The 15280-nt window shown below is 40.8% G+C and carries 16 protein-coding genes and 1 pseudogene; 7 read left to right on the forward strand and 10 right to left on the reverse strand.

Translation table 11 applies throughout. From position 1 onward, the window contains the following. Positions 1-2: 2 nt before the first annotated feature. Positions 3-647, forward strand: a complete 645-nt coding sequence (locus tag ACM0OX_RS10395) for an SMI1/KNR4 family protein (protein WP_414514801.1) — start codon at positions 3-5, stop codon at positions 645-647. Positions 648-670: 23 nt separating this feature from the next. Continuing rightward, positions 671-1804, forward strand: coding sequence for a YbjN domain-containing protein (locus tag ACM0OX_RS10400; RefSeq protein WP_414514802.1), 1134 nt, complete (start codon positions 671-673; stop codon positions 1802-1804). 11 nt (positions 1805-1815) lie between these two features. Here ACM0OX_RS10400 and ACM0OX_RS10405 read toward each other — a convergent pair whose 3' ends face one another. The 3 genes from ACM0OX_RS10405 to ilvN all read right to left on the reverse strand — a co-directional run bounded on the left by ACM0OX_RS10405 (position 1816) and on the right by ilvN (position 3089). Continuing rightward, positions 1816-2133 carry a Txe/YoeB family addiction module toxin gene (locus ACM0OX_RS10405; protein WP_414514803.1) on the reverse strand — a complete coding sequence of 106 codons (318 nt, stop codon included), beginning with the start codon at positions 2131-2133 and terminating at the stop codon, positions 1816-1818. Next, positions 2105-2410: a type II toxin-antitoxin system Phd/YefM family antitoxin gene (locus ACM0OX_RS10410; RefSeq protein WP_335005975.1), complete on the reverse strand. Its 306-nt coding sequence runs from the start codon at positions 2408-2410 to the stop codon at positions 2105-2107. Before ACM0OX_RS10410 ends, ACM0OX_RS10405 begins: the two co-directional genes overlap by 29 nt. A 160-nt stretch (positions 2411-2570) precedes the next feature. Next, entirely contained in the window at positions 2571-3089 is a 519-nt protein-coding gene (gene ilvN, locus ACM0OX_RS10415; RefSeq protein ID WP_069069184.1) for an acetolactate synthase small subunit, read from the reverse strand. Positions 3090-3359: 270 nt separating this feature from the next. Between ilvN and ACM0OX_RS10420 the strand changes: the two genes are divergently transcribed. Then, on the forward strand, positions 3360-3725 hold the full coding sequence (locus ACM0OX_RS10420; RefSeq protein WP_414514804.1) for a BON domain-containing protein: 366 nt from the start codon (positions 3360-3362) through the stop codon (positions 3723-3725). A 100-nt stretch (positions 3726-3825) separates the two neighbouring features. Here ACM0OX_RS10420 and ACM0OX_RS10425 read toward each other — a convergent pair whose 3' ends face one another. Then, a complete protein-coding gene (locus tag ACM0OX_RS10425) occupies positions 3826-4734 on the reverse strand; it encodes an alpha/beta fold hydrolase (protein WP_414514805.1) in 909 nt (302 codons plus the stop codon). Positions 4735-4926: 192 nt separating this feature from the next. After that, positions 4927-5946 (reverse strand): (S)-8-amino-7-oxononanoate synthase BioU, encoded by a 1020-nt coding sequence (gene bioU, locus ACM0OX_RS10430; RefSeq protein WP_414514806.1) that lies wholly within the window; start codon positions 5944-5946, stop codon positions 4927-4929. Between the two features lie 210 nt (positions 5947-6156). On the opposite strand from bioU, the pseudogene ACM0OX_RS10435 reads away from it, so the two are divergent. Together ACM0OX_RS10435 and ACM0OX_RS10440 are read left to right on the forward strand one after the other, a co-directional pair. Further along, positions 6157-6243: pseudogene (locus tag ACM0OX_RS10435) on the forward strand (toxin-antitoxin system HicB family antitoxin); the annotation flags it as partial. Between the two features lie 78 nt (positions 6244-6321). Further along, on the forward strand, positions 6322-6816 hold the full coding sequence (locus ACM0OX_RS10440) for a hypothetical protein (RefSeq protein ID WP_414514807.1): 495 nt from the start codon (positions 6322-6324) through the stop codon (positions 6814-6816). A 209-nt stretch (positions 6817-7025) separates the two neighbouring features. On the opposite strand, the gene ACM0OX_RS10445 is transcribed toward ACM0OX_RS10440, so the two are convergent. The 3 genes from ACM0OX_RS10445 to ACM0OX_RS10455 form a co-directional block, all read right to left on the reverse strand. Next, on the reverse strand, positions 7026-7412 hold the full coding sequence (locus ACM0OX_RS10445) for a VOC family protein (RefSeq protein WP_414514808.1): 387 nt from the start codon (positions 7410-7412) through the stop codon (positions 7026-7028). A 254-nt stretch (positions 7413-7666) separates the two neighbouring features. After that, on the reverse strand, positions 7667-8194 hold the full coding sequence (locus tag ACM0OX_RS10450; protein WP_414514809.1) for a PEP-CTERM sorting domain-containing protein: 528 nt from the start codon (positions 8192-8194) through the stop codon (positions 7667-7669). Positions 8195-8289: 95 nt separating this feature from the next. Next, positions 8290-11313, reverse strand: coding sequence for an alkaline phosphatase family protein (locus ACM0OX_RS10455; protein ID WP_414514810.1), 3024 nt, complete (start codon positions 11311-11313; stop codon positions 8290-8292). 586 nt (positions 11314-11899) lie between these two features. Between ACM0OX_RS10455 and ACM0OX_RS10460 the strand changes: the two genes are divergently transcribed. Then, entirely contained in the window at positions 11900-13321 is a 1422-nt protein-coding gene (locus ACM0OX_RS10460; protein WP_414514811.1) for an esterase-like activity of phytase family protein, read from the forward strand. A 258-nt stretch (positions 13322-13579) separates the two neighbouring features. Next, positions 13580-13822, forward strand: coding sequence for a DUF433 domain-containing protein (locus tag ACM0OX_RS10465; protein WP_414514812.1), 243 nt, complete (start codon positions 13580-13582; stop codon positions 13820-13822). 131 nt (positions 13823-13953) lie between these two features. Here the strand turns inward: ACM0OX_RS10465 and ACM0OX_RS10470 are convergent, their stop codons facing one another. Continuing rightward, the gene (locus ACM0OX_RS10470; protein WP_414514813.1) at positions 13954-14358 is read right to left on the reverse strand and encodes a type II toxin-antitoxin system VapC family toxin; all 405 of its coding nucleotides are present in this window, start codon (positions 14356-14358) and stop codon (positions 13954-13956) included. Continuing rightward, positions 14348-14608 (reverse strand): hypothetical protein, encoded by a 261-nt coding sequence (locus ACM0OX_RS10475; RefSeq protein ID WP_414514814.1) that lies wholly within the window; start codon positions 14606-14608, stop codon positions 14348-14350. The genes ACM0OX_RS10470 and ACM0OX_RS10475 overlap by 11 nt, the downstream gene beginning before the upstream one ends. Positions 14609-15280 lie beyond the last annotated feature (672 nt).

Genomic DNA, 15280 nt, shown 5'->3' on the forward strand with positions numbered 1-15280 from the left:
AAATGAAAAATCAAGATATCGTACATAAATTTCATTTAATGGTAGATGATCTGAGAAATAACCAAGCTATTAATATCGACATTGACAGTTGCGAATTTAATCCTCCGGCAACAGAGGAAGAACTAAATGCAGCTCAAACCAAGTTCAAGCTGACTCCAGCGATGATTGATTTTTATAGCAAGGCAAATGGTATTAATATTTTCTGGGAAAGAGCGGAGCAAGCAGAAATTTCTGGAGGAGGATTAGCCGCTGGATATATTGATTTGTTGCCTGTTCAAGAAGTATTTAAGGATTGGAAAAATATTATTTATTTTGATGAAAATGATCCTTGCAAGCCTTTACATCCCATAGATTTTTTCATTGGTAATGCTTGTGCAGCGCTTTATTTAAATGGCTCAGATAACCCAGAAGTCTATTATTATTATCGTGGCGAAAAAATGAGACCGCTAGGTGTAGATTTTGAGGGATATTTGGAACTGTTACTGAAATCACGTGGTTTTTGGTATTGGCATCTAGCTATTGCTGGGCCTGAAGATGTTAACTCTGATGCTCCGATTACAACTGAAGAAAGAAACTTTAGAAAAATTATGCCTCAGCTTTTTGCAGACTTTGATGGATCAGATTTTCAAAGGTTGAATAAGGAATAAAATTATTAAATGACTAACTCTGCATGACAGCCAAAACAGAAAATCATCAATTAGACAGCGAACTAACCCTACACGACTCCTCCCAATCTCCCCTAACCGTTCGCGCGATCGCACTTACCCTCACAACACAAAATAACGAACTCATCGCGTGTCGCCTCACCTTCTGTGTCAACCCACAACTCTACCAACGCATCGATACCGCCACTTTATTCAATCTCAAACCAGATGCGCGTAACCCTCTATCATCTGGTAAATTTATCAGCGAACCAGACATTACCATCGAAGTCAGCCTGAAACCAGATTTATTACTACTACTAGCAGAACACGCCGTCAACATTGATGAAACTGCAAAATATATCCTGAATTTAAGCCAAGAACAACCCGATAACCAAATCCTCTTCACCGAAAGTTGGTTGGGTTTATCTGTTAAACAGCAACAAGAATCAGGCGAAATCGGCTATCGTACTCTTTGGTCTTATATTAGTCCAGAAAATCTGGCTCAAACAAGCGCTTCTGGTGAAGGAATTGCTGAGGGGATTGTCAACTTTTTTAAAGATTGGACTGAGGCAAATTTGTCAGCTAAAACTCAAAAATCTGCTGCCAAAATGCTAGAAGGAATCGATAATTTTTTGACTGAATTCGCTGATATTAACCCAGATGAAATAACACAAAAAATAGAGGCAACTTTGCCCTCAGATTCTACAGATGATAGTCTTTTTGAAGAGATAATCAATTTTTTTCAAGCTGATGATTGGCCGTTTGTACAACTTCCAGGACAGCCAGCTTTACAAATACCGTTCCAAGGCGAAAATGGCAAATGGAATTGTTACGCTAGAGCAAGAAGTGAACAAAATCAATTCGTTTTTTACTCAATTTGTCCAGTCAATTCACCAGAAAACAAGCGGTTGGCTGTAGCAGAGTTTTTAACTAGAGCTAATTCAGGTATGATTATCGGCAATTTTGAACTAGATTTTACTGACGGCGAGATTAGTTACAAAACCAGCATTGATGTCGAAGGTGACAGACTCAATTTTGCACTCATTCAACGAGTGGTTTACGCCAATGTGACGATGATGGATGAATACCTGCCAGGGATTATGTCTGTGATTTATGGTAATGTCTCACCAGAAGAAGCGATCGCTAAAATTGAAAGCTAGTTAATCAGCCCTTATTCGTAGTGATACCGACAAGCTAAAAAATCAATCCGAGTATTTCTCACCCGATATACAAGCCGATGTTCTAAATCAATTCGCCGCGACCAAATATCTGCATCCATATATTTTAATGGTTCTGGTTTACCAATCCCCTCAAATGGGTCTTGCATTACAGCCGTAACCAAATCTAATATTTTCGATGCTTTCTGAAAATCCTGCTTAAACCACCAAGCTAAATCTTCTTTAAATTGAGAACTAAAACCAGAACTGCGATTAACAATAACTGGTTTAATTTCAATAAGTTCAGCTTTCTTTTTCTTCTTCTTGCTCAATCCCCAACTCCTGCTGAAGTTCTGCTAGCGTTTGAGATTGGATGTTACCTGTTTTCGACTCCTCTATTGCATCCAGTAAACGACGCGCATTAGCAGGCGATCGCAAAAGATAAACCGTCTCAAGTAAACTCACTAAATCTGATTCAGCAATCAAGGCTACATTTTCACCATCACGACGGTTGATCATATACACCTGATGATTTTCTACCACCAGCTCTAATAACTTAAAAAAGTCATTTCTCGCATCGGTTGGGGATGTGATTTTGTAAAACAACATTAGTTAATGTACATAAAGTTGTACATAAATTATAAACTATGCGGTTCGTGGGTAGTTGAATATTTTTTTTTGCTAGTCCCTAAGCAGAAGTCATAGTAACAATTGCCACTATGACTTCTGCTGCGGTTGAGTATTTCTGAGTCTTGATTTAAATTCCCAACTAAACCTTTGCTTCCAAAGATTTGAGTAACTCGGTATTCACGCCTGATTCACGAGTTAGGGCAATTTTGCCAGTGCGGGCGATTTCTTTCAAACCAAATTTTTGTAATACTTGCACGATCGCTACCATTTTACCTGGATCTCCCACAACTTCTAAGGTGAGAGAATCTTCTGCCACATCCACGACTCGCGCCCGGAAAATCTGAGACAATTCGATTACTTCTGAGCGATTGCTGCTACTAGCATTCACCTTCAAAAGCATCAATTCCCGCTCGACACAAGGGGTTTCGGTAATATCCTGGACTTTTAGGACATTGACTAACTTGTACAGTTGCTTAGTGAGTTGCTCGATGACGCGATCGTCACCAGGGACAACCATTGTAATTCGAGAGACTCCTCCTTGTTCAGCAGGGCCAACAGCAAGGCTTTCAATATTGAAGCCGCGACGCGCAAATAAACCAGAAATGCGGGAAAGAACACCCGCCTCATCTTCTACGAGAACTGAAAGGGTATGTTTCATCTTCGCCAACAGAGGCTAGAGCAGGAATTGAGTAACGCAGACACTAGCAAAGGGCAACGCTAGACCTACTACCGCACTAAATTTTCAGTGCGACCTCTTATTGTAAACTTAAGCGTTGCACTCATTGCATTCTCAATCGATAAATTGTTTAGAAATCCGACTGCAAGCAAAAATTTTGTTGAATGTATATCTTTTTGTTGGCAGATGCAGCGTTTGTTGCAAACCTTTTATACTCAGATTTGATAAGCCTCTAATAGGAGAAAAGTTTTTATGGGTTGGCTACAAAGATTGTTTGGCATGGAAAAGCCTCAAAATGCAGAAGTAAATCCGGCTCCACAGGCTGTACAGCAAGCTCCTAGTAGTGATGTCGCTACGGCTACGCAATCAATACCCCCAGAACGTCTGGGTTTAAGCGGAGAATATGACCAAAGTGGTTTAGCAAAGCGGGTAGCGTTGGCATTTGATGAAGATCCGCAACTCGACGATGTTAATACCCTTTGGGTTGCTCAGACGGGTAGCACTGTAGTGTTGAAAGGTAAAGTCCCCAGTCAAGAAATTCTCAACAAAATGGTTTCTGTGGCGAGTTCTGTAAATGGTGCTACAAATGTTGACACTAACCAGGCGACGATTGGCTAGTTACTGCTGATGCGATCGCTCCCATTGCATAATATTTAGGGAACAACGAATGGTTGGCGATGCCTGCGGCGGGCTTCTCTACGAGAGGCTACGCCAACGCCTACCCAATCCATCTCTCAATCCAATCTAAAATCGCTTGGTTAACTTGTTCTGGACATTCATCGTGGGGACAATGCCCTACATCTTCCAGATTCAGCAGTTCCAACTTCTCGTTATATTGGGCAAATTGGCTAGCTAGGGCTGGCGGCACAAATCGGTCTTTTTGTCCCCAAATTAAAAGCATGGGAATTGTTAAGGTTGGTAAGACTGTCTTGACACTAGGACTAAAATTAATTCCGATCGCAGCTTTGAATAAAGCACTAAATGCTCTCGCAGAACCCCGGTCTTGGGGAGGCCCTGCTAAAATTTCGATGAGTTCATCGGTAATCGCCTCTGGGTTAGCGTAGGCGAGACTAGCCCAGCGACGCAGCACCCCAGGACGGCGCACGAAGTTAAATACAGGTTTAAGTATCAACGGCGAAGCGACAACATTTTTAATTGCTGTGACGAGTGGGCGCAGCAGAGGAGGAATTGCTTCTTGTTCTAATGACGGGTCGGGTAAACTCATCATCACCATACCCAACACCATATCGGGGTGAGTGGCGGCGGCGGCCATCGAAATCAGTGAACCGTTGGAATTGCCTATTAATATCGCTGGTTGACGAATAAATGTTTTCCAGAAATCGTAAACTTGTTCAACCCAGAGTTCGATGCTGTAATTAGCTGCGGCTTTTTCAGAAGCGCCAAAACCCAACATATCTATAGCGTAAACTGTGTGATGCTCGCTCAACACTTCTAAATTATGTCGCCAATGGCCAATAGAAGCGCCAAAGCCATGTAACAGAATTAGCGGTGTTGTATTGGGATGACTTTGGCTAGGGCGAATGTAAGTATAGCGGGTTTGCCAGCCACGCCAAATCCAATCTCTTTGATTACCAACTCGTTCCTGCCAGTGTACCGTAGTGGTCACACTTACCTCCGATTTATCAACGTTGAAATCCCATTATAAGAATTGGACATTGGGGATTGGGAATTGGGTAAGCTGTTACGTATACAACTTGCATTATCAGGGCGGGCAAGATGCCCACCCCACAATCATATTTGAAAAATATTAGTGCAAATTAAAGGCGCAATAGCTTATTGCTAGTCACCAGTCCCCTATTTACCTAACAAATTGGGGCATAATTTCAGCAGCGGTGAATATTCCATAGATGCCGCGTTGGTGCAGTTGTCTACCAGCTTTGAGATAGCCAAAAGCAGGGCCGCAGACATTGGCTGCCATGCTGGTTTCATCTCCCAAAGTAAAGGTATGGGTAGAAATCTTTCCTTCAAAGGTGCGTCCTGTTACCTTAACATTGGTGCTGAGGGGCTTTTTGGGATTGCGGGTATCGACTACACCACCAACTGTAACGCGATCGCGCCCTACTATTCCGGCTACTTCTAACATCACATCATCAGCGTGTTCCATATTTTTCAAGGTAAGCACGCCATTAGTTTTATCTAGTAGTGCTTCTACTTCTGCGTCAGTCATCGCCCTAGCAATTTCTACTGTGTAACCAGGCATGTGGCCGATGTCCTCCCGAACAGTGGCGCGGTAAGCTTCCCAGTTCGCAATTCCCACCCCAAAGGTAATTTCAACTTGATGAATTTCGGCATAACTTTGAGCGGCTAAAGCTGCTGCTGCTGTTAATAGTCCAGGGGTAGCACCACATCCTGTCATGTAGGTAATCCCGGCGGCTTGCAGTTCCTCCTTCATCGCTAGGAGTTGTTCTACAGCAGTGGTGCGTTTAATCGCATCTACTAGTACCCCACGCCAACCAGATTTGATAAATTCCTTGGCGACATTGGGAATAAAGTCATTTGGCAGGTTGGGTAAAGCCAAAAAATACCCATCTACTTGAGCTATTTCGATTAAATCCTGAATACTTTGATTGGTTAATGTACCAATTGGCTCTAAATAACCCACCGAACCTTGGGACTGATAGGTTGCAATAGATTTTTCAGTATTTAAACCCTCAGCAGCATAAGCGTAACCTTTTTGATCTGCTGCTGCGACTAAAATCATTTCTCGTTTGCCAGCAACTACCTTAGCGGCTGCTTGTCCGAGTCCGCCAAAACCCAGTACTCCCACACGTATCGCTGGCGAAATATTTAGAGAATTTTTGATTTGTTCAGAATTCATAGTCAATTCGTTAAGTTGAATCAAAAGCCTTGATTATTCGGCATCTCAGCTTCCGGCTGGTAACTGGTGGCTGATGGCTGATAACTCAAAGCTATAGAGATTAATTATGATTCATTATCCTGGGTTCTTTAGCCTGATATTGCAGATATTTATCTACTAGCGATGTCTACGACGGGCTGCGCCTACGCTTTTGAGTTTTTTGACTGGGAATATACCAGATTTAAACCAATGGCCGCAACTGGCAACCGAGAGGAAGGCTTAAGAATACTGGCTAAACTTGATGTTCTGACAGAATAGAGTTGCTGGCGCGATGATGCAAACACTCACGGAGGCGATCGCTTAAAGTGGTATGAAGTTGTTAAAATTCTGAGCATTATGAAGCGCATTTGCACTACAGTTAATATTTTTACAATAATTTCATTATCTGCGTTTATATTTGCTAGCACCACTAATTTATTACTAGTTCAGACAGTCACCGCGAAACCAGTACAGACAAAAAAGCCAGTCAATCAACCAATACCATTCAACTCAAGAGTACGAATATATCCTGCAAATAATAGCTTACCAGCAAGCCACTTGATGACAATTGAAAGTGTTATCAAAAAGTCTAGTAAGATGCGAATCACAGAAGTAAAACTTACAAGATATGAGGAATTTGCAGCCAAAACAGGAGAGTACAAATCATCGATTTCTAACAACCGAATGGTGTGGATAGTGACTGGTTTTGTTCAAGGTGAGTTGAGAATGGCTAAAGGTAGAAGTGTCTGTACTAATAACGCTAAACTTGTAGAATTAACGGATGCTGAAACTGGCGATTCTTTTGGTAGAAGTATTTACTGTCCTCCAAATAACCAGATAAATTTTATGTAGTAAAGTTGACTTTAGAATCAAAAAAACTTGATTTTAGTAGATTGACAATTACAGTGGTGCAATCGCTTCATTATCTATATAGGACTTACGCACAAGTAACGGAAAATCGAACCACAGAGACACAGAGAAAACGGAGGAATAAGAGTTTGAGAGATATTTTGCGTAAGTCCTGTCTATAGTGATAAGAAGTTTACCTGTCAGCAGTAATTTTAACGCTCATAAATTTCTAATGGTAAATTGTCTGGGTCTTTAAAAAAAGTATATTTCTTACCTGTAATTTCATCAACTCTGATATTTTCTACCTCCAACCCTTTAGATTTTAAATAAACAACAGTTTCCTCTACATCATCAACTTGAAAAGCAAGATGTCTTAAACCACAAGACTCTGGTTTACTAGGTCGTTCTGGAGGATTTGGGAAAGAGAATAGTTCGATTTGAGTATTTTCTGCAACTTTTAAATCTAATTTATAAGAATTTCTGGCGGCGCGAAAAGTCTCTTGAATAATCGGAAAGCCTAAAGTTTCGACATAAAATGCTTTGGAGCGATCGTAGTCAGAACAAATAATAGCTACATGATGAATACCAGTGGTTTTCATTGGAGTTTTGCTTTTTTTAATACAATTATTAAGAGAGTATATGCAGGTGGAAACCCAACCACATTACCCGGATTTCTCACCACACCTCGAATGGAGGAGTAATGAGTAGTGAGTAAGGAGTAATGAGTAAGAATCTACAAGTTATTGCACAATAATGCACCTGTTGCAATCTGCTTATTACTCATTACTCATTACTCATCATCAAACGCCTGAAGCTTGTGAGAAATGCGGGATTACACCCTCTTAAGTCGAGGTTAAGCTTTAATGTTTTTGATCGATCTTACCTTTTTTTTTATGAACAAGCCAATAGTGCCAAGAAGAAATGTACTACCTAAAGTACTAGGTTCAGGTACTTGTCGATAAGAAACTATACCGGAATCGGAAGTTTCAGAGGAGACAGAAAATAATGTTCCAGCAATTTCGTAACTTTTGTCAGGATTAGCTTTGTCAAGGAAGCTGTACAGCAATCCAATAGGTGCGTTATCTGCCAAGGATACAGTTGGAAATGCAACGGGATAATCTGGATATTCAACATCATCCTTTGCGGTGTAAATATTGGGATCGTTATCGAATTTAAAACTTAGCGATTGAACTGGCGCTACTGGGATATTATCATTACTGAAAGTTGAGTCATCAAAGCTAAATAGACCGTTACCCTTAGCTGTAGAACTATCAACATTGAACGCATAATTAATAATTGCAGCCGATGCAGATTTAGTGGTTAAGGTAGCTAAACCGAGAACCAGACTAGTAGCGATCGCTAATTTTTGAAACAATTTCATCTCAATTTTCCTGTTGCATTAGATAAATAAACTATTTAAACCCTGTAGAGACATAGCACTGCTACGTCTCTACATTTTCACCAGACGCCTAATACTTATTTCTTAGTGCCAGTAGAGTTATTCGTTTGACTCAATTGCCAATTTTTTAGAAGTTGATCGCGGTTTCGCCGTAAGTTTTTACCGCTACGTTTTTCCGGATAAGGAATATTATCGCCCTTAATTCCTTCCCAAAGAATTTCGTTAAATTCCTCTGCATCGAGGTTATCTTCACCGATAAAATTGAAACCCCTGGTCATAGCAGCCCACCATTTGGCATCATTGAGAATAGGCATAGCTGCTGTATTTTCAACATTGGGGTCTTGGCAAGCTGGTACTAGTTTCGGATCTACAGGTTTGGCACACAAATTACCTGGCACAACAGCTGTGTAAGGCTCAAAGTTCGGTTGTCTTGTGAAAGCATCTGACATTGGTTCGGCATTAGCATCAGTAATTGCCAAATAGTTAATATTTAACAAATCCTCCATTGTCCGCAATATATTAATGGTGTTGTAGTTAGTGCTAACGAGCGCACCCCGTTTTGTATAGGGCGAAATAACGTAGGCTAACGAACGGTGGGAATCAACATGATCTGGCCCATTTTGGGAATCATCTTCAATGATGAAAATTGCTGTTTCTTTCCACTCCGGCAGATGAGAAATTTTCTCTACCAGCTTGCCAATAGCATAGTCATTATCTGCCATTTGCAATTCAGGAGTATTTAGTCCAAATAAAGCAGTGCCAAAAGAACCAAAATGATCGTGAGATAAACGCACAAGCATTAAATTGGGTAGTCCATTTTGCTGAAGATCCCTTTCCCATTCGTTGTACAAATAAATATCGGCATTATTTTGATCGAATGACCGGAAGTAAAGATCGGTTTTATCCAACAATGCAGTTTTAGTAACGGGAGCTTGAGGAATCTTGTCAGCGTAAGGCGTTGGGGAAATAGGGATATAAGCTGGGTTTTTCGGATCGGGTTTGGTTGGATCGGTTTGGCTAGTGGTGTAAGGAATTGCGTTATCAACAAAGAAACCGTAATTGCGTACAGTCTTGCCAGCACGTAGCGCCGTATCCCACAGATAACCACCAATGGCATCCGGCTGGAGATTACCATCTCCTTCGGGAGCATCAACATCCCTGTCTCCAGGTAATATGGAAGACCGCCCAGAAGGATCTAAAACTCCTGTTATGCGGGTATTGATTGGCGAGTTATTCGAGGAAGTTTGCGGTAGTGCCAGACTGATATTCCGATTTGTACCTTCGTAATCGTAGGTTAAGCCGTTAAAGCCAGCGTTACCGTAAAGAACTGATTGAGTTTTTTCGGTGTAGTCTGTAGTACGACCGTAAGTAGACCAGTTCCAACCTACTCCACTAGATTCGCCACTGTCGTAGAAGTTATCAAAGGTTGCAAAACCAAGGGACAGCTTGTGATGGTTGGGTGAAATCTTGTAGGGAAATAAGGTAAGTGCTGGGTCGCCATTACCGATAGGTAAGTCACCAAGTACCTGGTCGTAGGTACGGTTTTCTTTAACTATATAGATAACGTGCTTAATTTTGCCTTGTAAATACCTCATTATCCGGTCAGGACGACGATTGTAAAAACCGTTGTTTTTGTCTACCTGCGTTGAAAGCATAGCCAAAGTACTGCTACTTGGCACTGGAATAATTGAGATCCCAGCTTTTTCTAAAGCCCAGGTGTAATCGTTTTTAAAATTGGTGTTACGTGCAAGTCCTGCCGGTGTCGTCCGACTATTTGACGGGTTGGGGCCGGAATTACTTTTAGCATTGACAACGTAAAGTCTTTGACCATCAAGGCTGACACTTACAGAATTAGGATACCAGCCAGTGGGGATGCGTCCATTCACCCGACCACCTTGCAAGTCCACAACAGCGATCGCATTCTCGCCGCCTAGAGTCACATAAAGTTTTCCTCCATCTGGACTGAGAGTTAAAGAGTTGGGATTGCCACCTTTGTATTTATCACCAGGGCGAGACAGAGAGATGGTTTGAACAACTCTATTGCTATTTGTATCAATGACTGAAATCGAGTCATCATTACCATTAGCTACATATAGTCGATTTTGATCGGTCGAAAGCAGTACTTTGTTTGGCTGGCTACCCACTGGTATACGAGTGATTTTTCCAGAAGCAATTTCAACAGCAATTACTTCGTTATCGCGCTGACTACTAATAAAAACTTTAGCTGCTTGACCGTTTTCTGTACTTTTGATAGCGACATCAAAAGGAAATTCACCGGTTGCTATTTTATCACCTGCCCTAAAGAACTTAATTTCTTTAGTTACCTTACGGGTAGGAGTGTCAACGATTGATATAGAGTCATTCTCAAAGTTTGCAGCTACTAAAGTTTTGCCATCATTACTAACTGCAATACCCGCTATAACTGCTCCTGTACTCACAGCCTTAGCTGGTGTATCCTTCAACAAACCACCATCGTATTTAGGGAAGGGTGCAGTTTGGTTAGAATTGTGACCTAGTAAAATAAAGGGAGCATCTGGTACGTACTGACTACCATTAGATGCATAAACATACACGCGATCGTCAATTCCACCTGATACAAAGAAGCGCGAGCTATCTTTAGCCCAAGCCAAACCATTATAAGTATTAGGAATATTAATCTGTTGTTTTTTAACTAACTTACCGCTACTGAGATCATAGACAAAAACCCATTCTGCTTTGGGGGTTGTTGTACCACTTGGCTTACCAGTTAGCGGATCTAATACAGGATAAGTGAAAGTACTACCTGTATTTTCATTTTTGAAGTTTTGGTTATAACCACTGGTAAGAACCAGTAGAGTTTTTCCATCAGGACTAAGGGCTGTGCTTACGGCTTCAGCAGCATCAGCATTATCATCTGTACGCAAACCAGTTGATAAAGGTGCAAACGTCGAGCCTGGTGCTGCTGCGGGCGTGATGATTTGACCTGTGGGTAGCAAAGCGGCTCCACCCCCTAAGTTACCAACGGGTCTGGTAGTTCCAGCACTAGCTGATTGTATACTTGCACTCAAGCTACTTAACAGCAAAAGACTTAATAGATACCCTTGGTTTCTACTAGTTTTCATGCAATTTTTCTATAATAGGATAACCATAACTATTCAAATACAGATATTTATGGTTAATGGTTAAGCCATGAGTAATTTTTGGTTATATTTTGGTAGTGGCAAATTTTATCTAGTTAAGTTTTTTTAAACACTTTGTTTACTTTTTGACGTTGTTGAGCGGAAATATCGAAATCCAGTTTTATTTCTGAAGTTTATAAAATTAGTCGCTAATATTTTTAATTTTGAATTGTTAATTTTACTTTTGAATTATAATTTAGGACTTACGCACGGGTAACGGAAAACGAACCACAGAGGGCGCAGAGTTCACGGAGGAATGAGAGTTTGAGAGGGTTTTTGCGTAAGTCCTAATAATTATTTAATTTTTACGTTTTAGACTTTATCTTTACCAATTTTTATATATAACGTGGTTTTTATTTGTTTCTCGATAGCAGATTGTGAATGCTACTAGTGAAAGTTTTATACAAACTTTAATATTTTTATTTAATCTAAGCTTAACTTTTGCTTAACTACTGGTAATAGATACTAAAAAAGTAAAAAAACTGACAATATTCTTCAATAAATACTGTCTTTTCACAATAGAACTGATATGCTCAACAAAAGTCTTATTTTGTCATTGTTGGTGTTATTTGCAATGGCTCCCGCCGCCAATGCAGAGGTTAAGTTGATTGCAATTGGGAGCCTAGATGGCAAGATAGGCGATCGCTCCACCGAAACATCTGCTCCTTTGGAAAACGGCATTGCGGGAAATCTCTTGGGTGGTCTAGGGTCGGGACTAGCTTACGCTGGCAATAATACCTTTATTGGTATCCCCGACCGAGGCCCAAATGCGGTGGCATACAACAGCGCTGTGAGTGATACAGCATCCTATATCAACCGTTTGCAAACTATAAAACTGAAACTTGTACCAAGCGAACTTGGTTCAGCATTGCCTTTCACCCTTACCCCTTCCTTAATTGACACAACTCTGCTATTTAGCAAAGACCCTCTTTACTACGGAAGTGGTGCGGGATTAGGTGTACCTAGCGGTGTACCAGCCTTAAATAGCAACAATAAAAACTATTTCACTGGACGCTCAGACAACTTTAACCCCACCCAAATCTCAACATATACCAACAATGCGCGTTTCGATCCTGAAGGAGTGCGTGTATCCAACAGTGGAGAACAGATATTTATCTCGGATGAATACGGCCCCTATATATATGAATTTAATCGCAATACAGGTAAGCGGATGAGGGTCTTTAACTTACCTAGCAAGTTTGCAGTCAGCAACTTGAGTCCCGTTAGTGATACAGAGATCAGTAGTAACACGTCCGGTCGGGTTACGAACAAAGGTATGGAAGGACTTGCAATTACTCCCAATGGTAAAACCCTGTTTGGCATTTTGCAGAGTCCACTACTCCAGGACGGTGGTACTAATGGTGCTTATACCAGAATTGTCAAAATTGACATCGCCACAGGTGCTACTCAGGAATACGTCTATCAACTAGATAATATTGGTACGGCGGCTAAACCCAAGTATCCCACAGTCAGCGAGATTTTGGCCATTAGCGATCGCCAATTCCTAGTAGATGAACGTGATGGCAAGGGGTTTGGCGACGGCTCCAAAGCTGCCTTTAAGAAAATCTATCGGATCGATCTGACAAATGCTCAAGAAGTAAGCAATATCACCGGGGAAAACAACCTTGTTGGTAAGGCAGTAAGCAAGACCCTATTCCTTGATGTGGTAGCTGCACTAACTCAAAACGGCATCAAAGAAGAGAACATTCCTGCCAAGCTTGAAGGTTTAGCTTTCGGAAAAGATGTGAAGATCAACGGAGTGGAAAAGCATACATTATTCATCGCCAATGACAACGATTTTCTTGGTACTTTAGCACCGGATACTTACCATTCGACAAGTGTTGACAACCCAAACAAGTTTTTCGTTTTTGCGGTTGACAGTAACGATCTGCCTGGTTTCGTAGCGCAGAAGATCAAAGGGGAAGACAAGGATAGCAGAGGTGATGATTGATATTTGGTTCAGTTGATACTTAATCATTAGAAGCTGTTAGAGTAGGCAAAATGCCCACTCTACATGCTTAACTATTTTCGCTTGTTTGCTAGTTTATTTAAGTAAGTCACGCATTGATTTCGATATATCATTTATTTGTAGTTAATTATTTCTTTCTTTACCTTACCCATGCGGAAACCGCTATAATGCCTAAATAATGTTAATCAATAATTTGCTTATAAAATTGGGCGCAAGTAAGAAACTAAAATAAGCAATGGCATGAAATTAGATCGCATCACTAGCAATCCTAATCGCATGAATGGACAAGCTTGTATCCGTAATCTTTGCCTTACCGTTCGTCGGGTGATTGAGTTATTAGCTACCTACCCTAATCGAGAAGAACTGCGCCAAGAGTTTTCCGAATTAGAAGATGAAGATATTCAGCAAGCCTTAATTTTTGCATCGTCCTACTTGGACGATCGCATCATTGAACTACCCAACTGCTATGAAACTGTTGCTTGATCGGGGATTACTATTCTCCGCGGCAACATTGCTACTTGATGCAGGTATTTCAAAATCATTTTCATACATGGAATCAGCAATGCCCTAAATTGCCTTGTTTGCTGCGAAGCTTTTGGTTGTGAGCGATCGCTTTATATTGAAATAATCTGGATTTCCGTTACTCGGTGCATTGGTTTGGTTGGCTTTTCAGTAGTGATCAGTTGATCGGCTTGAATTTGGAGAGCCGCCGCCACATGAAGTGCATCCATTGCAGCTAAACCGTAAGTACAGGCAATTTGAGAAGCATTCTGTATAATTTGCTCTAAGTCAGTTGCCCAGTGGATGACAGCACTAAAAAATGTTTCGTAAAATTCTGCTTCGTCTTGTTGCTTATTAAAAGTTGCTTTAGGTAAGACTTCTAACTGAACGAAGCTACTTGAGGCAAACTCCAGATTTTCATCGTTAAGAATTTGATTCGCTCTGATGCTGACTGACTGAATGCCACAGAAAGCGCTGATGAGTACACCAGAGTCTATGTAAGTCTTCTTACGACTCACGGAATCCACCTCGACGTTCAGCAAGTTCAAGTTCAATTTCGTCTTCATTGAGAAGTTGCAATCCAGCAGCGATCGCTCGTTGTCGGATCGACCATAATTTTTTAGCTAAGGGTGTTTGTGGCACAAAATCAGATTCGGCGGGTGTTGTTTCTGGCTCAGATTTAAGTAGTTCAACAAACTCCAAAACTTTTTGTTGCTTTTGGGGTGTGAGTTCTCGCCAGTGTTCAAGTAGTTCAACTTCATTACCCATAAACACTTCGCTATTGAATGATTTTTCTATTTTAGTGGCAGAAGCCTTAATTCTTGCATCGTCCTACTTTGGCGATCGCATCATTGAACTACCTAACCGCTATAAAATTGTTGCTCTTTAGACTGATTTATCACAAATCAACAGTACTTGTACGGTTTTCTTCCCATCCATCAGGATTTTCTTGTGCTATGTATTAAAATGTAAGATAAAACGATATAAATTATTTCTTACTACTGCACAATAAAGAATTACAGCAGTTTTCTTTTGTATGAAGTACGAGGTAGAAGGCAGGAAGTAGAAACTCTATCTAATGCGTTAGTCCTGCATTTGTACCTCACTTACTTGCAAAGTGCTGTAATTCTCCCTCAGTATTAAGAGAATGATTACATATCTTACTGCTTGTCTTATTTACCTGGATAGAAAGGTTTTTTATGAGATGCAAATGCTGTGGGGAAAAAGCGGAATTTACAGTTATTCCAGAAGATGAAAATGAAAATGAAAATCCTTGGGAAGAATTAGTAGATTTTGGGAGGAAATTTACTACAATCAGGTATAAATGCAGTAATTGCAAAAAGTACTTTCGCGCAGACAAAGTATGGGTGAAGAACACAAAAATCGTAATCGACCACGGGGTGATCGCAGATTAAAAGACAATGCTTCTCTTTGGATAAA

Origin of the sequence: Nostoc sp. PCC 9305 (assembly GCF_963920915.1) — a bacterium.
GTDB lineage: Bacteria > Cyanobacteriota > Cyanobacteriia > Cyanobacteriales > Nostocaceae > Nostoc.